Source organism: Flavobacterium gelatinilyticum (assembly GCF_027111295.1).
GTDB classification, from domain to species: Bacteria; Bacteroidota; Bacteroidia; order Flavobacteriales; family Flavobacteriaceae; genus Flavobacterium; species Flavobacterium gelatinilyticum.
In genome coordinates this window covers 1,461,674-1,488,659 of sequence record NZ_CP114287.1, presented here as the reverse complement: position 1 = coordinate 1,488,659, position 26,986 = coordinate 1,461,674, and the positions used below count along the sequence as shown (strand labels likewise).

Sequence of the window (26,986 nt, the reverse complement as noted above, 5' to 3'; positions counted from 1 at the left end):
AAAAATACATAAAAAAACGAAAATTACGGTCCAACTGGTTTATTTTGCTAAATTAGAGTTTTGATTTCAATGAAACATGATAAATGTCATAGTTAAAATCGCGATGAATTTTGAAACTTTGCCGGATTAAAAAAACAAATTATGAGTGAGCAGAATTGTTTTCATTGTGGACTGATTATTCCTAAAAATGAAGAGATCAATTTTGATGAAAAAAAGTTTTGTTGTACAGGCTGTAAAACAGTTTACGAAATTTTTAGTCTAAATGATTTAACCTGCTATTATGATTTTGAAAAATCTCCCGGAGCAACACCACAGGATATTCAGGGTAAATATGATTTTTTAGAAAACGAGGCTATTATTTCAAAAGTACTGGAATTTCAGGAAGGGAACACAGCTATCGTTTCGCTTAGTATTCCGCACATTCATTGCAGTTCCTGTATTTGGATTCTTGAAAATCTCAATCGTCTGCAGCCGGGCATAAGTACCTCACAAGTTAATTTTCCTGAGAAAAAAGTCCGAATCACATTTAATTCTGATGTTGTTTCCTTAAAAGAAATAGCCTATCTCCTTAGTTCAATTGGGTACGAACCATATATTAGTTTAGAAAATTACGAAACAGGAAAAAATAAAGTAGACAGAAGTTTAACATATAAACTGGGTGTCGCTTTCTTTTGTTTTGGAAATATCATGCTGCTTTCATTTCCTGAGTATTTTGAAATGAAAGAATTCTGGCTGGACAGTTATAAACCATTTTTCAGGCTGCTAATTTTTGTTTTGGCGTTGCCAAGCTTTTTATATTCTGCAAGTGGTTATTATGTTTCGGCTTATCACAGTATCAGAACCAGAATGCTGAATATCGATATTCCAATTGCTTTGGGAATTATCGTTATGTTTATTCGAAGCTCTTACGATATGCTGATGGACCACGGACCGGGCTTTTTTGACAGTCTGGCGAGTTTGGTGTTTTTTATGCTTCTCGGAAAAATGTTTCAGATTAAAACCTATAGCTTTTTAAGTTTTGAACGTGACTTTAAATCGTATTTTCCAATTGCTGTTACCAGAATCAATTCTGATTTATCCGAAGAAAGTGTTCCTATTTACGATGTTCAAAAAGGAAACAGACTTCTTATCAGAAATCAGGAATTAATTCCCGTTGATGGTATTTTAATAAGCGAAAAAGCCGAAATTGATTACAGTTTCGTTACCGGTGAAGCAGTACCGATAACCAAAGTATCCGGTGATAAAGTATTTGCGGGAGGAAAACAAATAGGAAAAGTGATTGAAATGGAAGTATTGCATTCTGTCTCACAAAGTTACCTGACACAATTGTGGAGTAATGAAATTTTCCAGAAAAAAGTAGATCAAAAACACAAAACAATTACTGATGCCATAAGCCGTTATTTTACACCTATCTTACTGTTGATAGCCTTTGGAGGTTTCGGTTACTGGATATTCTTTGATGCCAATACCGCATTTAATGTTTTTACAGCAGTTTTAATCGTGGCCTGTCCATGCGCATTGGCACTTACAGCTCCGTTTACTTTTGGAAATATTCTCCGAATTATGGGAAAACAAAAAATGTACCTGAAAAATGCATTGGTTATCGAGCAGCTGGCAAAGGTAGATACTATAGTTTTTGATAAAACAGGAACCATAACTACGAATAAAAAATCGAATATTTTGTATGAAGGAAATGAACTTTCCGAGCAAAATTACGAATTGATAAAAAATGTTTTAAGAGGTTCTAATCACCCTTTAAGCCGAATGTTGTATGATTTTTTACCGGAATACAAACGTGTTAAAGTGGCTGATTTTCAGGAAATAACAGGAAAGGGGATTCTTGCTGTCGTGGACAATAAAGAAATCAAAATTGGGTCAGCCTCCTTTGTAGAAAGCTCAGTTTTGGATACTTCTGAAATTGAACGTACGTCACTTTATATTAAAATAGATAACGTTAATTACGGAAAATTTGTTTTCCAGAATCAATATCGTGAAGGGCTTCAAAACTTGTTTAATACTCTTAGTAAAGACTATAACATCAAAGTTTTATCGGGAGATAATGATGGTGAAAGAGCGAATCTTGAGGCCATTCTGCCTAAGAATACCGAATTGATTTTTAATCAAAAACCAGAACAGAAACTTGAATTCATTAAGAATCTGCAAGACACAGGAAAAAATGTAATGATGGTTGGAGATGGATTAAATGATGCCGGAGCTTTGGCACAGAGTAATGTTGGTATTTCGGTTTCAGAAAACGTAAATGTTTTCTCACCGGCCTGCGATGCTATTTTGGATGCAGGTCAATTTTCACGTCTGAATTACTTCTTAAAACTCTCTCATAAATCCATTTTGATTATCAAGATGAGTTTTACTTTATCACTGCTTTATAATGTTGTGGGACTGGCTTTTGCAGTTACAGGAAACCTGCTTCCTTTAGTGGCAGCAATCATTATGCCGTTGAGTACAATTACCATCGTAAGTTTTGTAACTATTATGTCTAACTACTTTAGTAAGAACAGTTTAAAATGATTCTAAATTATTCTAAGGAAATATTTTATTACATTTATCTTATTCTTTTTGCATGATAATTATCATATTTTAAACGCCTATTGCCTAGTAATTTTGTTCAAATAAATTTAGGGTATGAGTGTTATTTATCTATTAATTTCAGTAAGTATTTTCGTTGCAGTATGCTTTTTTATTGCATTTATCGTCGCTGTTAAGTCCGGACAGTACGATGATGATTATACGCCGTCAGTGCGAATTCTTTTTGATGACGAGACCAAAATTATTTCTCAAAATAATAATTCACCAATAGAAGAAAAACAAGTATAATTATGGAAATGGAACAGTTTTATTACGACAACAAAATTGTAAAAAAATTCATTTACGCTACTATTCTCTTTGGGGTAGTAGGTATGTTAGTGGGGCTGACCCTGGCGGTTATGTACCTTTTTCCCAACCTGACAGACGGAATCTCGTGGCTTAGTTACGGTCGTTTAAGACCATTGCACACAAACGCTGTCATTTTTGCCTTTGTTGGGAACGCTTTTTTTGCCGGAATGTATTATTCTATGCAAAGATTGCTAAAAGCCAGAATGTTCAGTGATTTTTTAAGCAATTTACATTTCTGGGGCTGGCAGCTTATCATTGTGGCAGCTGCAATCACATTACCATTAGGGTATACTTCTTCAAAAGAATATGCTGAACTTGAGTGGCCTATTGATATTGCAATAGCGTTAATCTGGGTTGTAATGGGGATCAATATGGTGGGTACAATGCTTAAACGCAGGGAGCGTCACTTATATGTGGCAATCTGGTTTTACATAGCTACATTCGTTACCGTTGCTGTATTGCATATTTTTAACAACATCGAAATTCCGGTTTCAGGATTAAAAAGTTACTCTGTTTATGCAGGTGTTCAGGACGCACTTGTACAATGGTGGTACGGACATAATGCGGTGGCATTTTTCTTAACTACACCTTTCTTAGGATTGATGTACTATTTTATTCCAAAGGTTGCCAATCGACCAGTCTATTCTTATAGATTATCTATTATTCACTTTTGGTCTTTAATTTTTATCTATATCTGGGCTGGACCGCACCATTTATTATATTCAGCTTTACCAAACTGGGCTCAAAATTTAGGAGTTGCATTTTCAGTAATGCTTATCGCTCCGTCTTGGGGAGGTATGATCAACGGACTTTTAACATTAAGAGGTGCGTGGGATAAAGTTCGTGAAGAACCGGTTTTAAAATTCTTCGTAGTAGCGATTACAGGTTACGGAATGGCAACTTTTGAAGGACCAATGCTTTCTTTTAAAAACTTTAATGCTATTGCGCATTATACTGACTGGATCGTAGCGCACGTACACGTAGGAGCTTTAGCATGGAACGGATTTATGTCATTTGGTATTATCTATTGGTTAATTCCGCGAATGACCAAAACAACGTTATTCTCTAAGAAACTGGCAAACTTCCATTTCTGGATTGGTACTCTAGGGATCATTGTGTACACTATTCCATTATATGTAGCTGGTTTTCAACAAGCTTCAATGTGGAAACAATTTAACCCGGACGGTACTTTAACCTATGGAAACTTCCTTGAAACGGTTACTGCTGTTATGCCAATGTATTGGATGAGAGCTATTGGAGGTACATTCTATTTAATCGGAATGCTTACACTGGTGTATAACATCATTATGACTGTTAAAGCTGGTGAAACAATCGAAGACGAATTAGCACAAGCTCCGGCTTTACAAAAAATAAACAAAAACAGATTAAGTGGAGAAAAATTCCACTCATGGTTAGAAAGAAAACCAATTCAGTTAACCATTTTAGCTACAATTGCTATTTTAATTGGAGGTATTATTCAAATTGTACCAACTATTATGGTTAAATCGAATATACCAACTATTTCAAGCGTAAAACCATATACACCGTTAGAGCTTGAAGGACGTGATTTATATATCAGAGAAGGCTGTGTAGGTTGTCACTCACAATCAGTTCGTCCTTTTAGAAGCGAAGTGGAACGTTACGGAGTTCAGGCAAAAGCAGGGGAGTTTGTTTACGACCATCCATTCTTATGGGGATCAAAACGTACAGGTCCGGATTTATTAAGAGTTGGAGGTAAATATAATGACAACTGGCACTTTAATCATATGTGGAATCCTCAAAGTACATCAGCAGGATCTATCATGCCGGGTTACAAATGGTTATTTGACAATAAACCAATGGATATCTCACTGACTCAAAGAAAGATGAAAGCCATGATTTCACTTGGTGTTCCTTACAGTGAAGAAGATGTTGCAAATGCACAAAGAACGTTAAGAGAACAGGCAGTTAAAATTGAAAAAAGCTTAGAAAGCGATCCTGACTTTGTGAAAAGTTACGAAGACAGCCGTAAAAAAGCTGCTGCAAAAGGAGAAAAATTCATTCCGATGAATGAAAGAGAGATCGTTGCTTTGATTGCTTATATACAAAGACTTGGTACTGATATTAAAGTAAAAACTTCAAAATAACAGCATTATGTTTGAACAAATAAAACACAATATGGAAACAATATCGGGTATAGAAATTTACCCGATTCTTTCCCTCTTGATTTTCTTCTTCTTTTTCGTAGGATTAGGCTTTTGGGTATTCTCTTATAGAAAAGAAAAAATTCAGGAAATGAGCAATATACCTTTAGATGAAGGACTTAGTGTAATTACAAAAGATAGATAAAAATGAAAAAATTTTTCCCAGTATATGTTAGAGTACCGTTGATTTTCTTCATCGTATTTGCTTTAATGGAATTTTTTATAGACTCAGGAGATAAACCTGCTTTTGTAAAATACCCAATGGTTTCTGTCTTTTTGGTTGTCTTTTTATTCATTCTTATTGCTATCGAAATTACACTGAGTGCAGTAAACAGAGTAATGTATCAATTAATGACGCCGGAAGAAAAAGCGAAGGCAGATTATGAGAACAGCTTAAGCTTAAAAGAAAGTACATGGTTTAAAGACTTAATGCATAAGCTTACTAAAACAGAACCAATGTCTAAAGAGGCAGATCTGTTGATGGATCATGATTATGACGGAATTAAAGAACTTGATAATAATTTACCGCCTTGGTGGGTATATTTATTCTATATCTGTATTATTTTCGGTGTAGTTTACGTTATTCATTATGATGTATTAGGAGGTGATGACCAGGAGATGGAGCTGAAAAAAGAAATGGCTCAGGCAAAAATAGATGTCGAGGAGTATCTAAAAACAGCCCCGGACCTGATGGATGAAAAAACAGTTGTATTACTTTCTGATGCACCTAGTTTAGAAGAAGGTAAAACAATTTTTACAGCCAATTGTGCAGCTTGTCACCGTGCTGATGGAGGAGGTCAGATTGGACCAAACCTTACAGATGATCACTGGATTTTAGGGGGAGGAATTAAAAATCTTTTCCATACCATTACAAACGGAGGACGTGACGGAAAAGGGATGATCGCCTGGAAAGGAACCCTTAAGCCAAAAGAAATTCAAAAAGTTGCGAGCTACATTCTATCATTGCAAGGAAGTAATCCTAAAGATCCAAAAGAAGCCGAAGGCGAAGTTTGGGTTGATGATGCCGCGCCCGCAAAAACAGATTCTGCAGCAGATAAACCCGCTGACAGCACTGCAATAAAAAAATAAAAATTACAATATAATACCATGTCAAATTTACCAGACGAAGCTTTTAGAGACACCATCGGAACCATTGATGAGGGTGGTAAACGAAAATTTGTTTTTCCAAAAAAACCGTCTGGTAAGTTTTACGATTACCGTAAAATTGTCAGCTATGTTTTACTGGCTGTTTTATTCATAAATCCGTTTATTAAAATAAACGGAAATCAATTTATGATGTTCAACATTATTGAGCGTCGCTTTAATATTTTTGGATTCCCTTTTTGGCCTCAGGATTTTTACCTCTTTGTAATTTCAATACTTGTAGGCGTCGTATTTATAATCTTATTTACTGTTGTTTTTGGAAGGATATTTTGTGGTTGGATTTGTCCCCAGACGATTTTTCTGGAGATGGTTTTTCGCCGTATTGAATATTGGATTGATGGTGATCGTGGTGCACAAACTCGTTTAGCCAGACAGGAATGGAATGCTGAAAAAATTCGAAAAAGAGTAACAAAATGGACTATTTTCTTTTTGATCTCTTTTGTGATAGCAAACGTTTTTCTGGCCTATTTAGTGGGTAGTGACGCTCTTCTTTTAATGGTCGAAAACGGACCGGTTAATGAAGCAAGCAATTTTATTGCGCTTCTTATTTTTACCGGTGTTTTTTACTTCGTATTTGTCTGGTTTCGTGAACAGGTTTGTATTATTGCTTGTCCCTATGGCAGATTACAAGGTGTTCTTCTGGATAATAAATCAATCAATGTTGCTTATGATTTTGTGCGTGGTGAAAAAGAAATAGGACGTGCAAAATTTAATAAAAAAGAAGACAGGGCATTAACAGGAAAAGGAGATTGTATTGATTGCCTTCAGTGTGTGCATGTCTGCCCAATGGGAATTGATATTCGTAACGGAACACAGCTGGAATGTACAAACTGTACAGCTTGTATAGATGAATGCGATCATATGATGGAGAGCGTTGGACTGCCAAAAGGGCTTATCCGCTACGCATCTGAAGATGAAATTACCAAAAAAGAGCCTTTCAAATTTACTTCAAGAATGAAAGGGTATACAGCGGTTTTGTTTATTTTATTGAGTATTTTTGTAGGGATGCTGTTTTTAAGAACAAATGTTCAGGCTGTAATTTTACGTTTGCCGGGGCAGCTTTTTCAGCATAACGGGGATAAAATCAGTAATGTTTACACCTACAAAATTGTAAACAAAACAATGAAGGATTATAATGATATTCATTTTGAGCTTATTGATCAAAAAGGTGAAATAAAAAATGTAGGGAAAAGACATTTTAAAGTTGTAAAAGAAGGAATATCTCAGGGAACTTTATTTATTGAAATTGATGAAGTACTTCTGGAAAGTGATAAAACCAAAGTGAAAATTGGCGTTTATAACGGCTCAGAACTTCTTGAAACAACCAGTACAAATTTCTTAGGACCGCGAAGTTTTAATTAAAATAGTATTATCATGAAATTTAATTGGGGTACAGGAGTTGTCATTGCATTTGGATTGTTTATGACGTTTATTTTATATTTTGTTTTCGAAGTACAATCAAATAGTAAGTACGATAATGATTTGGTTGTCGAAGAATATTACAAACATGATACGCATTTTCAGGAAGAAATGGCGAGAATTCAAAACGCACAGGATTTGCAGCATAAACCTTCTATTAAATACACTGACAATGGCGTGGCAGTAACTTTTCCTGCCGGATTTGAAAGTGATAAAATAAAAGGAAATATTCAGTTATACAGACCTTCAAACAAAAAGTTTGATTTTAATACTCAAATAGCCTTAACTAATTCTGAATTGATCATTCCTCAGAAAAAATTGATAAAAGGCCGTTGGGATGTTAATATGGAATGGCAGTACGAAGGTAAAAAGTATTTAACTAAAGAAGTTATCTACGTAAATTAAATCTACACAAAATGTTATTTTCAGCTTTCTTTTTGGGACTCATCACTAGTCTGCATTGTGTCGGAATGTGCGGTCCAATTGCTATGATGCTTCCGGTAGATCATCAAAATGAAGCTAAGAAAGTAACACAGATTATTACCTATCATTTGGGCCGTTTGATGGCTTATTCTACAATTGGGTTAATCTTCGGATTGCTGGGACGCGGTTTCTTTTTAGCCGGGATGCAGCAAAAAATGTCAATATTTATTGGTATTGCCATGATTCTTATTGTCTTAATTCCGGAGAAAGTTTTTGCCCAATACAATTTTTCAAAACCAGTTTACAGAATTATATCAAAAATAAAATCTAATTTGGGAAGCCAGTTTAAAAAGAAAAGCTATAAATCTCTTTTTACAATTGGCTTGCTAAACGGATTTCTTCCGTGCGGAATGGTGTATGTTGCTTTATTTGGAGCTATTGCCATGCAGAGTGCCGGATTTGGTATTTTGTATATGCTGCTTTACGGATTAGGAACAATTCCGTTAATGACTGTTGTGGTTTACATTCATTCATTATTAAAACTGCCTTTTCGAAATAAAATCCAAAAAGCAATTCCTTATGTTGCAGTAATAATTGGGATTTTGTTTATCTTAAGAGGCTTAGGTTTAGGAATTCCTTATTTATCTCCATCTAGTATGAGCTTATTTGTTCAAGGAACTCCTAACTGCCACTAAGCTTATTTTTAAACTGTCATCGAAAACAAGTTGGTTTCCGGTGATTTTCTTTTTAAATGTAAATCAAAAGCCATACAAATATTACGTACGAATGGTCTTCCGGCTTCTGTAATTTTAATTTTGTTCTTTTCGATTACGATTAATTCATCGTTTTCGATCTCTTTTAAAGCGATTAAAACTTCCGGTAATTCCTTGAAATATAATGATTCAGGACTCCAGGAAGTTTCAAGTTCACAAGTTAAGTTTAAGATATGTTTTCGGATTATAAGATCTTCTTCATTGAGAATATGACCTTTTACAACCGGAAGCTGATCTGATTCCAGTATTTTATAATAGTCCTCAATTGTTTTTGTGTTTTGAGCAAAAGCATACCAGCTGTCGCTGATTGAGGAAACTCCTAAACCTATCATAAGCTGGGTTTTAGAAGCGCTGTATCCCATAAAATTCCGGTGCATTTTGTTGTTGTGTGCCGCATAGAATAAGCTGTCTGTGGGCAGGGCAAAATGATCCATTCCTATTTCGTGATACCCGTTTTCTGAAAGTAAAACTTTTCCGGTTTCGTACAGTTTTCTTTTCTCGGCATCTTTTGGGAGGTTTTCTTCATTAAAACCTCTTTGTCCGTTGCCTTTTATCCAGGGAACATGAGCATAACTGTAAAATGCTAACCGGTCAGGTTTTAAAGAGTTGGTTTTTTCGACAGTATCAATTACATTCTCAATCGTTTGAAATGGTAATCCGAAAATAATATCGTGACCAATAGATTTATACCCAATTTCTTTTGCCCAAAAAGTAACCTTTGCAACATTATGAAAAGGCTGAATACGGTTAATGGCTTTCTGAACTTTTTCGGCATAATCCTGAACTCCGAAACTTACTCGGCGAAAGCCTAATTCGTATAATTTTTTAAGCTGTTCGTAAGTGGTATTGTTGGGATGCCCTTCAAAACTGAATTCGTGATTTTCAGCTTTATCGGCGCGGGTAAAAATACCATTAATAAGATTTTCTAAATTATTAGTCGAGAAAAAAGTAGGGGTTCCTCCACCAAGATGTATCTCTTTGATCAGTGGTTTTTCAGGAAGTAAATTGCAGTACAGACTCCATTCCTTTAGAACGGCTTCAATGTATTTTTCTTCGACAGAATGATTTTTTGTGATCCTTTTATTGCAGCCGCAAAAGGTGCACATACTTTCGCAAAATGGTAAATGAATGTATAAACTGATTCCGTTTTGCGAATTGCTTTCTGTAAATGCCTTCTGGAAAGATAATTTCCACTCCTCCAGGTTAAAAGCGGCTTCATTCCAATAAGGGACTGTTGGGTAGCTAGTGTATCGGGGACCCGGTACATTGTACTTCTGGGTTAATGAAATTTTCATAAAGACGGATTTAGTTTTCATCAAAATTACTATTTCGAACTGGGGTATTAAATGACAAATGTCATATAATTAACAAAAAAAAAGAGACTCATTATGAGCCTCTTTTACTGAATTAAATAACTAACACTAAATAGAATCCTGTATGATTTTAAGCCATTTTTTAGCAAACATATGATCCTGATACACACTAATTTGTTTAATGCGGTCGTCATCAAAATCATAGAATGGGATTGTTATTTTTTTTGAAGTTTCTTTGTCCTGAAACTCATAATCAATTTTTACGATAGTATCTGAGCTTCCTTCTGTAGTCAAAACTAACTTACAGGAAGAAACGCTTTTCAAATCAACATAAGTAGATTCCTGTTGGTTTGGATTGAAATTCATCAGGATAAATTTTCTGTTTTTTTGATCAATTGTCAGTGTTTTGTTGCTTTGCGATTCTGTAAGATCAAATTCCTGAGGATTATTCGGATTGAACTTCTTTTTAATATTTAAGATTTTTGATTTGTTAGCAGCGCTTGATCGTGCCGAAAAATATACTGGAATGGCTACTATGATCGCAATCACAATACCCATTATGGTTACACTTGTTTCCATTTTTGATTTTAAATTTGATAAATAATATGAAATTGTAAACTGTTTCCGGTAGAAAACGGTTTAATAACCAGGAAGAAAAAATCCTCCCGAGATTTTAAATTTCAGGAATTATTTACCAGAAAAAATGAAAGGCGTAGAGCATTAACGAAATCTTTTTGCTCTGAGGTAAAGGCTGATTGGCAAAGTTAAATGCCGTTTTTACAGCTTCGTGCTGCGGTACAGCTATGAATAAGGAATCAAACCATTTAATTACAGCCGGATAATCTGTTCTGATACTGGCTGCAAATTGATAACTGCCCTGAGGCTGAATAAAAGCAGAGGAATCAGCAATGTCTTTGCAGAAATTGGTATCTGTTTTTTGACTTTCGATTTGATGCATAGAAAGTCCATCTGCCTGAGTGGCAAAGAAAGCAATCATCAAAAGTGATAGTAATAAAACAGTTTTACGAATCCAATTCATGGGGGCGAATTTAGTTCATAAAACACAATAAAAGAAATTTTAAAGTGCTAATTACTTCTTAAAAACGGTTTTTTGTATTTATCCTCAGTTTAATTGCTGAAGCCGAGGATAAAAAAGTATGTTATTGCTGCATTTTGAAGTAATAATCAGCAGAATGTTTACCGCCTCCGTAGAATAAGAAGAAAATGCATAAAAGTAAAACTACTATGGCCATTGTAAGGCTTTCGGAATGCATTTTTCCCATAAAATTAATCAGTACAGCACCAAACAAAACTGGTAATTGAGTTGCAATCGCCCATCGGGTGAGCAGTCCAAAAACAATCATTATTCCTCCAATCATGTGAGCGGGTGCAATGTAATGCAAAAGAAACATACCGCCGCCATACTGATCAACAGGGGAAATTAAATCATGCAGATACTGAGCATTGGTTACAAACGAAATCCCTTTCATGAATAAAAATACCCCCAAAATAATACGCACTAAATCTACCGGTAAATAAGTATGCGCATTTGCCCACTTATTTAAACTCTTAACATTTTCCATGATACTACGTGATTAAAAATTGTATATTAAAATTACTAAATTTTTAATGACATTTTTAAAATAAGTACTTGAAAATTAGGTTTTTGTGATTTATTTTGCGTTTTTAAATAAATTTAGGAAAATTTAAACCTGAATTACGCCAAGATTAAATGGTTTTTGAATAGGAGCATGGTCGGCAGCTTGGATTCCCATTGAAATCCAGGTGCGTGTATCTAAAGGATCAATTATCGCATCTGTCCAAAGTCTGGAAGCAGCATAATACGGAGAAACCTGTTCATCGTATTTTGCTTTGATTTTATTGAAGAGTTCGGTTTCTTTTGCTTCATCGATAATTTCTCCTTTCGCTTTTAACGAAGAAGCTTCTATTTGCGCCAGTACTTTCGCCGCCTGAGTACCTCCCATAACGGCAAGTTCTGCACTCGGCCATGCAAATATCAATCTCGGATCGTATGCTTTGCCGCACATGGCATAATTTCCTGCTCCGTATGAATTTCCTACGATGACAGTAAATTTGGGTACAACCGAATTGCTTACGGCATTAACCATTTTTGCACCGTCTTTTATAATACCTCCGTGTTCAGATTTTGAACCTACCATAAATCCGGTTACGTCTTGTATAAAAACTAAAGGAATTTTTTTCTGGTTGCAGTTTGCTATAAAGCGAGTGGCTTTATCGGCACTGTCAGAATATATAACACCTCCAAACTGCATTTCGCCTTTTTTGGTTTTAACTACTTTTCTCTGGTTGGCAACAATACCTACAGCCCAGCCGTCAATGCGGGCATAGCCGGTAATTATGGTTTGTCCGTAGCCATCTTTATAGGCTTCGAATTCTGAATTATCAACCAGACGATTGATAATTTCCATCATGTCATATTGTTCGTTTCGGGCTTTTGGTAAAATTCCGTAGATATCATTTGGTTCCAAAGCCGGTTTTTCTGCCTTGATTCTGTTATAACCTGCCTTATCAAAATCGCCTATTTTGTCTACAATATTTTTGATTTTGTCCAAAGCATCTTTATCATCTTTAGCCTTATAATCTGTAACTCCTGAAATTTCACAATGCGTTGTTGCACCACCCAAAGTTTCGTTGTCAATAGTTTCGCCAATGGCGGCTTTTACCAGATAACTTCCGGCAAGGAAAATACTTCCGGTTTTATCTACAATTAAAGCTTCGTCACTCATAATAGGCAGGTAAGCGCCCCCGGCAACACAGCTTCCCATTACGGCGGCAATTTGTGTAATGCCCATACTGCTCATTTGGGCATTGTTTCTAAAGATTCGGCCAAAATGTTCCTTATCCGGAAAAATTTCATCCTGCATAGGCAGATAAACCCCGGCACTGTCTACCAAATAAATAATAGGAAGCCGGTTTTCGATTGCGATTTCCTGTGCACGCAGATTTTTTTTGCCTGTAATAGGAAACCAGGCACCTGCTTTTACAGTCGCATCATTGGCAACAACAATACATTGTTTTCCTTTTATATAACCAATTTTTACCACAACACCTCCAGATGGACAGCCGCCGTGTTCAGGATACATTCCTTCTCCTGCAAAACCGCCAATTTCGATGCGTTTAGAATCTTTATCCAATAAATAATCGATACGTTCACGGGCTGTCATTTTTCCTTCGGAATGCAGTTTTTCTATTCTTTTTTCGCCTCCGCCCAATTTTACTTTGGCAAATTTTTGTTTTAATTCTGAAAGAAGCAGTTTATTGTGATCTTCGTTTTTATTGAAGTTTAAATCCATGATATAATATTGATTTTACAAAATAGTCTTGGCTAATTTACAAAATCAATTGAAATAAACGAAAGGAGTTTTGGTATTAAATGATGTGCAAAATTGTTTTTTGGAAGATGTTTGAAAGAAATAGGAAAGCATATTTTTCTGTAATTTTGTTTTTTATACTAATTAGTATTTTTTATGTCAAAAGCAGCCAATACCAGACTCACAATTCTTCAGAAAGCATTCGAACTGATTTATACCAAAGGATATCAGACAACCAGTATTGACGAAATAATTGCCACAACAAAAGTGACAAAAGGGGCTTTTTATTACCATTTTAAAACTAAAGACGAAATGGGAATTGCGATTATTGAAGATATACTGAAGCCGACAATGCAGGAACATTTTTTAAAACCAACAGAAGCTTCTGAAAATCCAATTGAGGATTTTTATAATATGATTGCGTATTTGCTGCTTGAAGATCCTTTTTTGCAGATAAAATACGGTTGTCCGGTTGGTAATCTGACTCAGGAAATGTCTCCCTGGAACGCTAAGTTTAGCGAAGCCTTGGCAGAATTGGTAAATTCATGGAAAACAGCCATTGTAAATGCCATTGAAAAAGCTAAAAAATCAGGATTGATTCGAAAGGATATTGCGGGCGAACAAGTGGCAGTTTTAATGTTATCGGGTTATTGGGGAGTTCGTAATTTAGGAAAACTTCAAAATAACGAATCGGTTTATGTTGTTTATTTGCAGGAGTTTAAAAGGTATTTGAATGATTTAAAATAAAAACCGAATCAAAAACATACTAATTAGTATGTTTTTAAATATATTTGCATTGTTCTTAATCAAAAAACAATGTATCAATCTATTTTAGTCTGCCATTCTTTTATGCGATGGCTCGTATTGTTAAGCTTGTTCTATTCTATTTACAGGGCTTACAAAGGATATTCGTATCAACTTTCTTTTACACGAAAAGATAATTTAGTCCGGCACTGGACAGCAACAATTGCTCATATTCAGCTCGTCTTTGGAATATTGGTTTATGTGCAGAGTCCGATTGTGAAGTATTTCTGGAAAAACTTTAAAGGGGGAAGTCAGAACCTGGATATGTTATTTTTCGGTCTTATTCACATCATTTTAATGCTTGCTGCTATTGTTGTGCTTACAATTGGTTCGGCTTTAGCCAAAAGAAGACCGGCCGATGAACAAAAGTTCAGAACTATGCTTATATGGTTTTCAATTGCTTTAATTCTAATTTTTATTGCCATTCCGTGGCCTTTTTCACCTCTTGCCAACCGACCTTATTTTAGATAATATGAAAAATTTACTTCAGACAAATACCGGACGTTTACGAATTATTGGATTTCTGGAAGGAACATCTCTTTTGATTTTGCTTTTTATAGCTATGCCAATGAAATATATTTTTGGAATGCCATTTCTGACAAGACCTGTAGGGACCGTTCATGGCGCTTTGTTTCTGCTTTTTATTTTTAATACGCTGAGTGTTGGAGTAGAGCAGAACTGGAAGTTTAAGGATACGACATGGAAAGTGCTTTTGGCTTGCGTAATTCCTTTTGGGACTTTCTATATAGATTCTAAAATCTTAAAGAAAATTTCGTAACTAATTGCTTTGATTATGGTTTTTGTATTTAAAACAAATATCGACAGCGTTTCGAAAGTAAAGAGGGTCACACCAAAACTAAATCAGTTATTTCCAAATTCAAAGTGGAATTTTGATCTCGAAGACTGCGATAATATTTTGCGGTTTGAATCTAAAGAAGATATTATAGAGAAAGTCATTTTTTTATTGAAAGTTATAGGCTTTGAATGCGAAGCACTATAAAACAAAAAACAGAAGCTGAAAATGAGCTTCTGTTTTTTTATTTATCTAAATTGTAATAAAGATTATTTTTTAGGGCTGCAGACCATTCGTTTCAACATTGCCCATTGTTTTAAGGCGTCACGAGCTTCAACAGCCGGATAACCCAGCATGGTTTTTCCTGCCGGAACATCTCCGGTTACGCCTGATCCTGCACCAATTACTGCTCCGTCACCAATGCAAGTATGGTCTTTTATCGATGCGCTGCCGCCAATAATAACTCCGTTTCCTAAAGTTACAGAACCGGCAAGGCCACTGTTTCCTGCCATGATACAAAACTTACCTAATTTACTGTTGTGTCCAATCTGAACCAGATTATCAATTTTACAGCCGTCTCCAAGAACAGTCGAGCTGAACTTACCACGGTCTACACATGAATTCGCTCCAATTTCGACACCATTGCCAATAATCACATTTCCAATCTGCGGGATTTTTACCAGACCTTTTTCGGTACAAGGGCGGAATCCAAAACCATCAGCACCAATTGTAGCATTAGGATGAATGATACAATCGCTTCCTATATGACAACGTTCACGGATAACGGTACCAGACCAGATCACCGTATTTTTTCCAATAGTACATTCGTCTAAAATAGTCACATTTGGATATATCGTCGTATTGGTACCAATTTCTACTTTTGGACCAATATAACAGCCTGCACCAATTTTAACGCCATCGGCAATTACGGCAGTTTCATCTATTACAGCAGTTTTATGGATGTCGTTTCGAAACACTGGCGCCGGCGGGGCAAAGAGAGCCAGGATTTGAGACATGGCCAGATCGGCATTTTTTACTTTAATGAAAGCACGGTTTTCACCTGGTTCAATCGAAATATCTTCGTTGACAACTGCTATGGATGCATTTGATGTTGACCAGTATTTTTCGTATTTTTTATTTCCTATAAAGGAAATTTCAGAAGTTGTTGCTTTTTCTAGCTGCTCAGTTGCAGTTATGGTCTGCGAAGTGGTGCCATAGATTTCACCATTAATAATGTCATTAATTTCCTGAATTGAATACGATCTCATTAAGTTAAGTAATTGATTTTTTGTTAATTGATTAAGAGTTTATTTTCGTCAAATAAAATCAATTAGATTTTAATTACCTAATATTTTTTTTGAGATTTATTGGTTAATGTGTAAAATAATAGTTTAAATATTACAAAATTAATAGTTTAGCTATTAAAAATATGATATTTTTATAGTTTTTAAATTTAATTTTGGTAAGATAAAGCTTTCTTTTTATTGTAGCTGAGGCAAAAAAAAGCGATTCACTTACTAAATAAGGAATCGCTTTTTACTATTAATCTTTTGTTTTCGAGAGCGAAAGTGCGTTAATACAGTATCGAAGACCGCTTGGCGGAGGTCCGTCCGGAAAAACGTGTCCTAAATGCGAATCGCAGACATTGCATGTTACCTCAACACGAATCATTCCGTATGATTTATCAGCATGATAACCAACTGCATTTTCTTTAATTGGCTGTGTAAAAGAAGGCCAGCCTGTTCCTGACTCAAATTTTTCGCTTGCATCAAAAAGTACTGTTCCGCAGCATTTACATTCATAAATTCCAGGATCAAACAAACTGCATAATTCGGAACTAAAAGATCTCTCGGTTCCTTTTAAACGAGTAACCTGAAATTCTTCCGGAGTTAAGATCTGCTTCCATTCTTCTTCTGTTTTCTCCACTTTAACATCTGGAGCCGGATTTCCTTTATTTGTAAAATGAATTACATCTGCCCATTTTATCATAACTATTTGTTTTTTTGTTTCAAGGGTTTTTTATGGTTTCAGGTTTTGTTTGTTTCAAGTTTCAGGTTGGACTGAGACTGCCCACTAAATTACTCTTCCTCTTTCTGTCCCATCATCATTAAGTAAGCCTTAAGGAACGGATCGATATTTCCGTTCATTACGCCGTCGACATCGCTGGTTTCATAGCCTGTACGAACATCTTTTACCAGTTTATACGGCTGCATTACGTAATTACGAATCTGCGAACCCCATTCGATTTTCATTTTTCCGGCTTCGATATCGGCGCGCTGTGCTTGTTGTTTCTTCAATTCGATTTCGTACAACTGAGAACGAAGCATCTGCATGGCGCGTTGCCTGTTATCCTGCTGTGATCTTGTTTCAGAACACTGAATCTGGATTCCCGTAGGTTTGTGAACCAATTGAACCTTTGTTTCAACCTTATTTACGTTTTGTCCTCCGGCACCACTTGAACGTGAAGTTGTAATTTCGATATCGGCAGGATTAATGTCGATTTCGATACTGTCATCTACAAGCGGATACACATAAACCGATACGAAAGAGGTATGGCGTTTGGCATTACTGTCAAAAGGAGAGATTCTCACCAAACGGTGCACTCCATTTTCTCCTTTCAGATATCCAAAAGAATAATCTCCTTCAAACTCTAAAGTTACGGTTTTAATTCCGGCAACATCCCCTTCCTGAAAGTTAAGTTCTTTTATCTTATAGCCGTAACTTTCGCCCCACATCATGTACATACGCATTAACATTCCGGCCCAGTCACAGCTTTCAGTTCCGCCGGCTCCGGCTGTAATTTGCACCACAGCACTTAAACTGTCTGCTTCGTCTGAAAGCATATTTTTGAATTCGATGTTTTCTATATGAGTCTGCGTTACATCATACTGTTCGTCCAGTTCGTCTACAGAAAGTTCTCCTTCTTTATAAAAATCATAAGCAAGCTGCAATTCTTCGGTAAGAGTAGCCGCTTTATCATAATCTTCAATCCATTTTTTCTTGTTTCGAAGATTTTTTACAATGTTTTCTGCTTCTTTTGGATTGTTCCAAAAATCAGGAGCAAAAGTTTTTTCTTCTTCGTTTGCAATTTCGATTAGCTTGGCATCAACGTCAAAGATACCTCCTCAACGCACCAAGGCGCTCCACAATACCTTTTACTTGTTCGGCTGTTGTCATAAATTATTAAATAGGGTTATAGGTTTTTCGTTGAAATAACGCTGTTTTTGTTAATTAAAAACACAGTATTTCGTTATACAAAAGTAAGATATAGTTTTAGAATATTACAATTATTTATCGGCTGATGGTAACAAAGTACTTCGGGTATCGTTTTTTCAGTAAATAGAGCGGCTCATATAAAAGCACAATCTATTTTTGAATTATTAATGCTGAATTTATATGTTTTTTACAAATATTACGTTAATTTGGTTGTGTATAAATCGGAAGTTAAAATTTATTAAAACTAACGATTAATAACTCACACTAATACGTAATTTTGCTGTCCGAAAAAGATATAGTTTTATATGGAAATAAATTTAATTAGCGATACCATTACAAAACCAACATACGAAATGCTTCAGTACATGTTTAACGCCCATGTAGGCGACGACGTGTACAAGCAGGACCCAACGGTTATTGAATTAGAGACAAGAGTAGCCGAATTTTTTGGTATGGAAGCTGGACTTTTTTTTCCGTCTGGAACTATGGCAAATCAAACAGCGATTAAACTGCATACCCAGCCGGGAGAGCAATTAATTGCAGATAAATATGCTCATGTTTTTCATTATGAAGGCGGTGGTGTTTCTTTTAACAGCGGTGTTTCCTGCTGTCTGATCGATGGAGACCGGGGCATGATTAACGCAGCCCAGGTTGCCGCTGCAATCAATGATCCCGAATTTTACCACAGCCCGTTAACGAGTTTGGTTTGTGTTGAAAATACAACCAATAAAGGAGGAGGGGCATGTTATGAATTAGAAGATCTTAGAGAAATAAAAAGAGTCTGTGATGCCAATAATCTGAAATTTCATTTAGATGGTGCCAGAATCTGGAATGCTTTGGTTGCCAAAAGACAAAATCCGAAAGAATTTGGAGCTATTTTCGACACAATCTCAGTTTGTTTATCAAAAGGATTGGGGGCTCCTATTGGTTCTGTTTTGCTTGGAAGCAAAGCTGATATTCATAGAGCGTTGAGAATCAGAAAGATATTAGGAGGAGGAATGCGTCAGGTAGGTTATTTAGCCGCTGCCGGATTATATGCTTTGGCAAATAATATAGAACGATTGGCAGAAGATCACCGAAGAGCCAAAGAAATTGGTGCAATCCTGAGCACAAAATCATGGGTGGCGAGTGTAGAACCGGTAGAAACCAATATTTTAATTTTTTCTTTGGCAGAAGGTTACAGCGACCAGCTTTTGATAGAAAAACTAAAACAGAAAAATATTTTAATAAGTTCGTTAGGACGTAACAAACTTAGAATAGTAACGCATTTAGATTATAAAGAAGTCATGCATACGTATGTAATGGAGACTTTTTCAAAAATTTAATTACTTTATTTTATAAAAAAAGAAAACCGCCTTTGCAGACGGTTTTTTTTAGCGTTTATCTCTGTTTACTTTTCACCATAATATGCTTTGCGCATAATTTCTTCCATGTCTTTAACTAAAGGTAAACGCGGGTTAGCAGGGGTACACTGATCTTCGAAAGCGTTTAATGCCAGGATGTTTAATTTTGCCAGCCATTCTTTTTCATCCAGACCTTGTTCTTTAAAACTCATTTTAATTCCTACTTTTTTACCTAACTCGTAGCAGGCTTGTGCATAAACCTGAGCACCGTCTTTTGGTCCTTTTGCCGGAAGGCCGAGCATTTGGCAGATCTCAAAATATTTCTGGTCAGCTTTGTAGGTTTCATATTTAGGCCATACAGAAAGTTTTCCCGGAACTTCTCCGTTGTATCTAATTACGTAAGGTAATAAGATAGCATTTGTACGGCCATGCGGCGTGTGGAACATTCCGCCGATTTTATGAGCCATAGAGTGAGAAATTCCTAACATTGCATTGGCAAAAGCCATACCTGCAATAGTTGAGGCATTGTGCATTTTATCGCGTGCTTCATTATCGTTTTTGCAGTCAAGATACGTTCTTTCAAGATATTGGAAAACCATCTTAATTGCTTGTAATGCAAGACCATCTGTATAATCATTGGCAACGATAGAAACATACGCTTCTGTAGCGTGAGTCAGAACATCCATACCGGTATCTGCAATAACAGATGGCGGTACCGTTTTAGTTAGTTCAGAGTCGATAATCGCTATAGTTGGAGTAAAAGCATAATCTGCCAATGGGTATTTTTTGTTTACAGAATGGTCTGTAATAACCGCAAAAGGTGTTACTTCAGATCCTGTTCCTGAGGTTGTAGGAATACAAATCATTTTCGCTTTTTGTCCCAAAGCCGGAATCTTAACGGCACGTTTACGAATATCTAAGAATTTCTGTTTTACGTCATCAAAAGAAACATCAGGCTGTTCATACAATAACCACATTACTTTTGCAGCATCCATTACAGATCCTCCACCAAGAGCGATAATAGCATCAGGCTGGAATTCTTTCATGGTTTCTGCACCTGTTTTAGCAGTTTCGATACTTGGGTCCGGTTCAACATTAGAAAATATTCTAACATCAGCTTTTTTAGTACGACGGTTTAAAACGTCCATAATTTTTTGAACAAAACCAAATTTCAGCATACTCTGATCGGTTACGATCATAACTTTTTCAAGAGATGGAATTGATTTTAAATATTGAATCGAGTTAGGCTCGAAATAGATTTTTGGAGGTACTTTGAACCACTGCATATTATTGTTTCTTCTGCCAATGCGTTTTACATTAATTAAATTGACTGCCCCAACGTTTCCTGAAACGGAGTTTTTACCGTAAGATCCGCATCCAAGAGTAAGAGAAGGGATAAATGAATTGTAAACGTCTCCAATTCCTCCAAAAGTAGAAGGTGAATTCCAGATTACACGAATCGCTTTTACGGCAATTCCAAATTCTTTAGCTATCTTTTCGTCTTTGGTATGAATAGCCGCTGAGTGTCCAAGTCCGTCAAATTCTACCATTTGCTCAGAAAATTTAATTCCCTGTTCTGTCGAATTTGATTTTAAGACAGCCAGTACCGGAGAAAGTTTTTCGCGTGTTAATGGTTCGTTTGGACCTACTTCTTTTACTTCGGCAGCAATAATTACAATGTCTTTTGGAACAGAGAAGCCAGCTTGTTCAGCAATCCATTGCGGAGATTTTCCAACAATATTAGGATTTAGTTTTGCTCCTGCACAATTAAGACCTTTTGCAGTAACACCAAACATTAATTCTTCCAGTTTTTCTTTTTCTTTATCATTGGCAAAGTAAACATGATGGCGTTTAAAAGCCGCAACAGTTTCTTCGTAGATTTCCTTATCGATAATAGCAGCTTGTTCAGAAGCGCAGATCATACCCCAGTCAAAAGATTTAGAAAGTACAATATCGTAAACAGCTTGTTTGATATTGGCTGTTTTTTCGATATAAGCCGGAACGTTACCGGCACCAACTCCCAATGCTGGTTTACCGCAAGAATAAGCAGCACGTACCATTGCATTACCGCCTGTTGCCAGAATTGTAGCAATTGTTGGGTGATTCATTAAAGCATTTGTAGCTTCTACAGATGGCTGTTCTATCCATTGGATACAGTCTTCCGGAGCTCCGGCCGCAATTGCCGCATCACGTACCACAATGGCTGCCGCTTTAGAACATTGCTGAGCAGAAGGGTGGAAACCAAAAATGATAGGATTACGTGTTTTAAGTGCAATAAGAGCTTTAAATACAGTAGTAGAAGTAGGGTTGGTCGTTGGCGTAACGCCACATATTACGCCAACAGGTTCAGCGACTTCGACAATCCCGGACAATGGATCTTCGCCTATGATACCAACCGTTTTAAGGTTTTTCAGGCTGTTGGTAACATTTTCGGCTGCAAACATATTTTTTGTGGCTTTGTCTTCAAATATACCACGGCCGGTTTCTTCAACAGCATGTAAAGCAAGTTCGCCGTGTTTATCAATAGCGGCAACAGATGCTTTTGCAACAATATAATCAACTTGCTTTTGGTCAAGTTCGAGGAATTTTTCAAGCGCAACGGCTCCTCTTTTAGCAAGTTCTTCTACATAATTTATAGCGTCATTTTTTTGAGCTTCTTTCGCAGGATCTTTTACAGAATCGACAGCTTGTTTTTCAGCAGCTTTGTTTTCGGTTCCATTCGGAATTAAGGTTTTCTGACTCATAATAATTTTTGTTTAGTTAATATTTCATTTTTGATCAGTGTGCAGAACGGGCAGTTTAATTATTTTAAGAATATGACGGGTGAAAGGTGGTTTTACCCGAAAAAATTGATCATAATTAACTATTCATCCTGTGTTATTGTTTTTTATTGAATTTTTTAAATGTTTTTAAATAGTTCGTAATTTTTGGTACTTCAAAAAACGTAATTATTAAAATTGACTCTTTTTTATAGTTAAAAATTATTGTTTTATCATTTTTTATCTATGTCAAATATCAAGACATATCAAGAGAATAAACCTGATATTTGTCAGTATTTTAAAAAATCTACGCAAACGTTTTCTGCTGATTATCACTATTTTGTGTTTTTAAAATCGCTTAAAAGGAGTCTTTTTTGTAGGAATTAAGACTGTTTTTTAAGATCGAGCAGAAATTGTCTTTTAGAGGAGTGAAAAAGTTGAAAACACCAGAACTATTTCGATTGAAGCGAACGAAATTTTACACAAAAAATAGTGTTAAAAATGTCTAAAAACCGAAGGTAAAATGTAAGATAATAAAGAGAGAAACTATAACGTTTTTTGTTTCTTAAAAATGAAAGGAATTCCAGTAAAATAAGGTGCTGAGAGTGTAATTTCGAGGTTTTTTTGAGAAAAAAAACTAAAAAAAATAAATTGAAGAATGAAAAAAAACATCTTCAAAAACATTTTCAAAAACATTTTCAAAAACATTTTCAAAAACATTTTCAAAAACATTTTCAAAAACATTTTCCAAAAAAAAATCGATTCAAAAGCGAATCGATTTTATATGTAAAGAGACTGTTTTTTATTCTTATTTGAATAAATTATCCAATCCCGGGATAGACGGCATGTCCATTTTGGCAACAGCATCAAGTTCTCTTTCGTTTATACTTGTTGCTTTTTCGATAGCTTTATTCAGCGTTACAATTAAATAATCTTCTAATTGTTCTTTGTCTTCTAAAAGAGAATCATCAATAGAAATTGTTTTTATTTTTCGGCTCGCTGTAATGGTAATTTTTAGTAAACCATCAGCGCTTTCTTCGTCAATTAAAACCGTATCCAGACGTTTCTTTGTATCTTCAATTTTCTGCTGGGTCTCTTTCAGTTTACCCATCATACCCATTAAATCCATTTTTTGTCAGTTTTTAAATTATTTCATACAAAATTAGTATATTGCTCTATCATTACAATAGAATATTTTATGAAAAAATTAATTTTCGTTCTGTTGTGATTGTGCTATTTTTGCCTCTCCGTATCTACAAACTAATGCTTAATTGAATCAATGCAAAACGAAATACAGGCTCCAAAGGCCAAAGAAATTCCTAAAAATCTAAAAAAACATAAAGAGACCAGGGTCGATAATTACTTTTGGCTGAATGATCGTGAAAATCCCGAAGTAATCGATTATTTGAATAAAGAAAATGAGTATTATCAAAAGATGACGGCTCATACCAAAGATTTACAGGAATCTTTATTTGAGGAAATGAAAGGCCGAATTAAAGAAGATGATTCCTCTGTGCCTTATTTTTATAATGGATATTTCTATATTACCCGTTTTGAAACCGGTCAGGATTACCCCATTTTTTCCAGAAAAAAAGGAAGCCTTTCGGCAGATGAAGAAATTTTGTTCAACTGCAACGAACTGGCAAAAGGGCATGCGTATTTTAAATTAGGAGGCTTAAGTATAAGTCCGGACAATAAATTTGCGAGCTTTGGGACTGATATAGTAGGGAGACGAATTTATACCGTTCAGATTAAAAATCTTGAAACGGGAGAAATCCTGTCAGACAAAATCGAAAATGCAACAGGCGGATCTGTCTGGGCAAATGACAGTCATACTATATTTTATACCAGACAAGATGAAGTTACGTTAAGAGCCGATAAAATTTTCAGACATAAACTAAATACGGATTCTAAAGATGATGTTTTGGTTTATTACGAAGAAGATGATACTTTTAATGTCTCTGTAAACAAAGAAAAATCAAGAAAATATATCGTAATCAGTTCAGGAAGCACCTTAACGACGGAATATAGAATCCTGAATTCTGATAATCCTGATGGTGAGTTTGAAGTGTTTCAGCCTCGTGTGCGCGGTTTAGAATATAGTATTTCGCATTATGAGGATTCATTTTACATTTTAACGAATAAGGATAAGGCGACCAATTTTAAATTGATGAAAACGCCTGAAAATAAAACTGGAAAGAAAAATTGGGTAGATGTAATTCCGCATCGTAATGATGTTTTATTAGAAGATATTGAGATTTTCAGAAACTTTTTAGTTGTAGAAGAACGCTCAAACGGTTTAAATCACATTCGCATTATGCCATGGAACGATGAACCTGATTATTACCTGCCTTTTGGAAGCGAGACGTATAATGCCTTTACAACAACAAATGTCGATTTTGATACTGATGTCCTGCGTTACAGCTACCAATCGCTGGCAACACCATCATCTGTAATTGATTTCAATATGAAAACTAAAACCAAAGAAATCTTAAAAGAACAGCAGGTTTTAGGCGGTAAATTTGATAAAGAAAATTATATCGAAGAACGCGTTTGGGCAACTGCCAGAGACGGTGTAAAAGTGCCAATCTCGATGATTTACAGAAAAGGACTCGAGAAAAACGGTAAAAATCCGTTGCTACTATATGCTTACGGTTCATACGGAATTACGATGGATACCTATTTTTCTTCAACCAGACTTTCTTTGCTGGACCGCGGATTTGTGTATGCGATAGCACATATTAGAGGAGGAGAAGACTTAGGAAGACAATGGTATGAAGACGGAAAACTGTTAAAAAAGAAAAATACCTTTACAGATTTCATCGATTGCTCTAAATTTGTAATAGACGAGAAATATACTTCACCGGAACATCTTTATGCCGAAGGCGGATCTGCCGGAGGACTTTTGATGGGAGTAATTGTAAATGAAGCTCCGGAACTATACAACGGAGTAATTGCTCAGGTGCCTTTTGTAGACGTTATTACCACAATGCTGGACGATAGTATTCCGCTTACAACAGGAGAATATGATGAATGGGGAAACCCGAACAATAAAAAATATTACGATTATATGTTGTCGTATTCACCTTACGACAATGTAAAAGCACAAAAATATCCTAATATGTACGTATCAACAGGATTGCACGATTCTCAGGTACAGTATTGGGAACCAGCTAAATGGGTGGCTAAATTAAGATATTTAAAAACAAATAATACCCTTTTGTTTTTAGATACTAATATGGATGCCGGACATGGCGGGGCTTCAGGACGTTTTGAAGCTTTAAAAGACTTAGCAAAAGAATTTAGTTTTTTATTAGATTTAGAAAAAATTAAAAGCTAATTAGAAATTTTTTGTTAAATTTGCAACCTATCGAGGCTAATTTAAAAATGCCTTTGATTAACTATTTTTTTATGAAAGAAGAAATAAACGCTTATAACAATGTTTTAGAATTAATAGGTAACACCCCGCTTATTAAGCTAAATAAAATCACCGAAGAGTTAGAAGGGAATTTCTACGCAAAGGTAGAAGCTTTTAACCCCGGTCATTCCTCAAAAGATAGAATAGCGTTATATATTATTGAAGAGGCCGAAAGAAAAGGAATACTTTCTCCAGGCGATACTATTATTGAGACTACATCAGGTAATACAGGTTTTAGTCTTGCAATGGTAAGTATTATAAAGGGTTACAACTGCATACTGGCAGTAAGTTCAAAATCATCTAAAGATAAGATTGACATGCTGCGAAGTTTAGGTGCCAAAGTGTACGTTTGTCCGGCTCACGTATCTGCAGATGATGAAAGATCCTACTATAATGTAGCAAAACGTTTACATGAGGAAACAAAAGGTTCAGTTTACATCAATCAATATTTTAACCAGCTTAATATTGATGCACACTACAACACTACAGGTCCTGAAATCTGGGAACAGACAAAAGGAAAAATAACCCACTTAATTGCTTGCAGCGGAACAGGAGGAACTATCTCAGGAACTGCGAAATTCTTAAAAGAGCAAAATCCGAATATTAGAATCCTGGGAGTAGATGCTTTTGGATCAGTATTGAAAAAATACCACGAAACAAAAGAATTCGACAGCAAAGAAATTTACCCGTACCGTATTGAAGGTTTAGGGAAAAATTTAATCCCGTCAGCTACAGATTTTGATATTATTGATAAATTCATGAAAGTTACCGACGAAGAAAGTGCACACTCGGCAAGAGAGATCACCAGAAAAGAAGGACTTTTTGTTGGGTATACATCAGGAGCAGTAATGCAGGCGATTAAACAATATGCAGAAGAAGGCGAGTTTACAAAAGACAGCAATATTATAGCTATTTTCCCGGATCACGGATCACGTTATATGAGCAAAGTATTCAGTGATGACTGGATGAATGAACAAGGTTTCTTTGACAGTGTTAACGAAGAAGAAGCTCAGAAAATTGAATTTGTGAAGTAATTAATTTACTTATAAAATATAAAAACTCCATTCGGTAAAACGGATGGAGTTTTTTTATGTCTGCAATTTTAAAATTAACAATACAGTCTAATTTTT

25 protein-coding genes are annotated in these 26,986 nt (G+C 35.6%); 15 read left to right on the top strand and 10 right to left on the bottom strand.

The window, feature by feature from the left end:
- Positions 1 to 141 precede the first annotated feature (141 nt).
- From OZP11_RS06305 to OZP11_RS06270, 8 genes are all read left to right on the top strand, one after another.
- Positions 142 to 2,529, top strand: coding sequence for a heavy metal translocating P-type ATPase (locus tag OZP11_RS06305; RefSeq protein WP_281234375.1), 2,388 nt, complete (start codon positions 142 to 144; stop codon positions 2,527 to 2,529).
- Between the two features lie 114 nt (positions 2,530 to 2,643).
- Positions 2,644 to 2,835, top strand: coding sequence for a cbb3-type cytochrome oxidase assembly protein CcoS (gene ccoS / locus OZP11_RS06300; protein WP_281234374.1), 192 nt, complete (start codon positions 2,644 to 2,646; stop codon positions 2,833 to 2,835).
- A gap of 2 nt (positions 2,836 to 2,837) precedes the next feature.
- A complete protein-coding gene (gene ccoN, locus OZP11_RS06295) occupies positions 2,838 to 5,021 on the top strand; it encodes a cytochrome-c oxidase, cbb3-type subunit I (protein ID WP_281234373.1) in 2,184 nt (727 codons plus the stop codon).
- 7 nt (positions 5,022 to 5,028) lie between these two features.
- Positions 5,029 to 5,223 carry a CcoQ/FixQ family Cbb3-type cytochrome c oxidase assembly chaperone gene (locus OZP11_RS06290; RefSeq protein WP_281234372.1) on the top strand — a complete coding sequence of 65 codons (195 nt, stop codon included), beginning with the start codon at positions 5,029 to 5,031 and terminating at the stop codon, positions 5,221 to 5,223.
- 2 nt (positions 5,224 to 5,225) lie between these two features.
- A complete protein-coding gene (locus OZP11_RS06285; protein WP_281234371.1) occupies positions 5,226 to 6,167 on the top strand; it encodes a cbb3-type cytochrome c oxidase N-terminal domain-containing protein in 942 nt (313 codons plus the stop codon).
- A gap of 18 nt (positions 6,168 to 6,185) precedes the next feature.
- On the top strand, positions 6,186 to 7,604 hold the full coding sequence (gene ccoG / locus OZP11_RS06280; RefSeq protein ID WP_281234370.1) for a cytochrome c oxidase accessory protein CcoG: 1,419 nt from the start codon (positions 6,186 to 6,188) through the stop codon (positions 7,602 to 7,604).
- Between the two features lie 12 nt (positions 7,605 to 7,616).
- Positions 7,617 to 8,066 (top strand): FixH family protein, encoded by a 450-nt coding sequence (locus tag OZP11_RS06275; RefSeq protein WP_281234369.1) that lies wholly within the window; start codon positions 7,617 to 7,619, stop codon positions 8,064 to 8,066.
- 11 nt (positions 8,067 to 8,077) lie between these two features.
- On the top strand, positions 8,078 to 8,779 hold the full coding sequence (locus tag OZP11_RS06270; protein WP_281234368.1) for a sulfite exporter TauE/SafE family protein: 702 nt from the start codon (positions 8,078 to 8,080) through the stop codon (positions 8,777 to 8,779).
- Between the two features lie 8 nt (positions 8,780 to 8,787).
- Here the strand turns inward: OZP11_RS06270 and hemN are convergent, their stop codons facing one another.
- From hemN to OZP11_RS06245, 5 genes are all read right to left on the bottom strand, one after another.
- Positions 8,788 to 10,152, bottom strand: coding sequence for an oxygen-independent coproporphyrinogen III oxidase (gene hemN / locus OZP11_RS06265; protein WP_281234367.1), 1,365 nt, complete (start codon positions 10,150 to 10,152; stop codon positions 8,788 to 8,790).
- A 126-nt stretch (positions 10,153 to 10,278) separates the two neighbouring features.
- Positions 10,279 to 10,749 (bottom strand): hypothetical protein, encoded by a 471-nt coding sequence (locus OZP11_RS06260; protein ID WP_281234366.1) that lies wholly within the window; start codon positions 10,747 to 10,749, stop codon positions 10,279 to 10,281.
- A 112-nt stretch (positions 10,750 to 10,861) separates the two neighbouring features.
- Positions 10,862 to 11,209: a hypothetical protein gene (locus OZP11_RS06255; protein ID WP_281234365.1), complete on the bottom strand. Its 348-nt coding sequence runs from the start codon at positions 11,207 to 11,209 to the stop codon at positions 10,862 to 10,864.
- A 121-nt stretch (positions 11,210 to 11,330) separates the two neighbouring features.
- Positions 11,331 to 11,753, bottom strand: coding sequence for a DoxX family protein (locus tag OZP11_RS06250; protein ID WP_281234364.1), 423 nt, complete (start codon positions 11,751 to 11,753; stop codon positions 11,331 to 11,333).
- Between the two features lie 123 nt (positions 11,754 to 11,876).
- Complete coding sequence (locus tag OZP11_RS06245) at positions 11,877 to 13,505, bottom strand: acyl-CoA carboxylase subunit beta (protein WP_281234363.1); 1,629 nt, start codon at positions 13,503 to 13,505, stop codon at positions 11,877 to 11,879.
- Positions 13,506 to 13,679: 174 nt separating this feature from the next.
- Here OZP11_RS06245 and OZP11_RS06240 point away from each other — a divergent pair, with 174 nt between their 5' ends.
- The 4 genes from OZP11_RS06240 to OZP11_RS06225 all read left to right on the top strand — a co-directional run bounded on the left by OZP11_RS06240 (position 13,680) and on the right by OZP11_RS06225 (position 15,327).
- On the top strand, positions 13,680 to 14,270 hold the full coding sequence (locus OZP11_RS06240; protein ID WP_281234362.1) for a TetR/AcrR family transcriptional regulator: 591 nt from the start codon (positions 13,680 to 13,682) through the stop codon (positions 14,268 to 14,270).
- 69 nt (positions 14,271 to 14,339) lie between these two features.
- Positions 14,340 to 14,798: a hypothetical protein gene (locus OZP11_RS06235; RefSeq protein ID WP_281234361.1), complete on the top strand. Its 459-nt coding sequence runs from the start codon at positions 14,340 to 14,342 to the stop codon at positions 14,796 to 14,798.
- Between the two features lies 1 nt (position 14,799).
- Positions 14,800 to 15,105: a DUF3817 domain-containing protein gene (locus tag OZP11_RS06230; RefSeq protein WP_281234360.1), complete on the top strand. Its 306-nt coding sequence runs from the start codon at positions 14,800 to 14,802 to the stop codon at positions 15,103 to 15,105.
- Between the two features lie 15 nt (positions 15,106 to 15,120).
- The gene (locus OZP11_RS06225) at positions 15,121 to 15,327 is read left to right on the top strand and encodes a hypothetical protein (RefSeq protein ID WP_281234359.1); all 207 of its coding nucleotides are present in this window, start codon (positions 15,121 to 15,123) and stop codon (positions 15,325 to 15,327) included.
- Positions 15,328 to 15,389: 62 nt separating this feature from the next.
- On the opposite strand, the gene lpxD is transcribed toward OZP11_RS06225, so the two are convergent.
- From lpxD to prfB, 3 genes are all read right to left on the bottom strand, one after another.
- Positions 15,390 to 16,388: a UDP-3-O-(3-hydroxymyristoyl)glucosamine N-acyltransferase gene (gene lpxD, locus OZP11_RS06220; RefSeq protein WP_281234358.1), complete on the bottom strand. Its 999-nt coding sequence runs from the start codon at positions 16,386 to 16,388 to the stop codon at positions 15,390 to 15,392.
- A 274-nt stretch (positions 16,389 to 16,662) separates the two neighbouring features.
- On the bottom strand, positions 16,663 to 17,109 hold the full coding sequence (msrB, locus tag OZP11_RS06215; protein WP_281234357.1) for a peptide-methionine (R)-S-oxide reductase MsrB: 447 nt from the start codon (positions 17,107 to 17,109) through the stop codon (positions 16,663 to 16,665).
- Positions 17,110 to 17,198: 89 nt separating this feature from the next.
- Positions 17,199 to 18,297, bottom strand: a protein-coding gene (gene prfB, locus OZP11_RS06210; RefSeq protein ID WP_281234356.1) for a peptide chain release factor 2 whose coding sequence is annotated in 2 segments (ribosomal slippage) — positions 17,199 to 18,233 and positions 18,235 to 18,297 — 1,098 coding nt in all. Because the reading frame shifts where the segments join, the coding sequence is not laid out codon by codon here.
- A gap of 344 nt (positions 18,298 to 18,641) precedes the next feature.
- Here prfB and OZP11_RS06205 point away from each other — a divergent pair.
- Positions 18,642 to 19,661, top strand: coding sequence for a threonine aldolase family protein (locus OZP11_RS06205; RefSeq protein WP_281234355.1), 1,020 nt, complete (start codon positions 18,642 to 18,644; stop codon positions 19,659 to 19,661).
- 65 nt (positions 19,662 to 19,726) lie between these two features.
- Here the strand turns inward: OZP11_RS06205 and adhE are convergent, their stop codons facing one another.
- On the bottom strand, positions 19,727 to 22,423 hold the full coding sequence (gene adhE / locus OZP11_RS06200) for a bifunctional acetaldehyde-CoA/alcohol dehydrogenase (protein WP_281234354.1): 2,697 nt from the start codon (positions 22,421 to 22,423) through the stop codon (positions 19,727 to 19,729).
- Between the two features lie 823 nt (positions 22,424 to 23,246).
- Positions 23,247 to 23,567 carry a YbaB/EbfC family nucleoid-associated protein gene (locus OZP11_RS06195; protein ID WP_281234353.1) on the bottom strand — a complete coding sequence of 107 codons (321 nt, stop codon included), beginning with the start codon at positions 23,565 to 23,567 and terminating at the stop codon, positions 23,247 to 23,249.
- Between the two features lie 150 nt (positions 23,568 to 23,717).
- Here OZP11_RS06195 and OZP11_RS06190 point away from each other — a divergent pair, with 150 nt between their 5' ends.
- Both OZP11_RS06190 and capA read left to right on the top strand, forming a co-directional pair.
- Positions 23,718 to 25,778: a S9 family peptidase gene (locus tag OZP11_RS06190; protein WP_281234352.1), complete on the top strand. Its 2,061-nt coding sequence runs from the start codon at positions 23,718 to 23,720 to the stop codon at positions 25,776 to 25,778.
- A gap of 71 nt (positions 25,779 to 25,849) precedes the next feature.
- Positions 25,850 to 26,890, top strand: coding sequence for a cysteate synthase (capA, locus tag OZP11_RS06185; protein ID WP_281234351.1), 1,041 nt, complete (start codon positions 25,850 to 25,852; stop codon positions 26,888 to 26,890).
- Positions 26,891 to 26,986 lie beyond the last annotated feature (96 nt).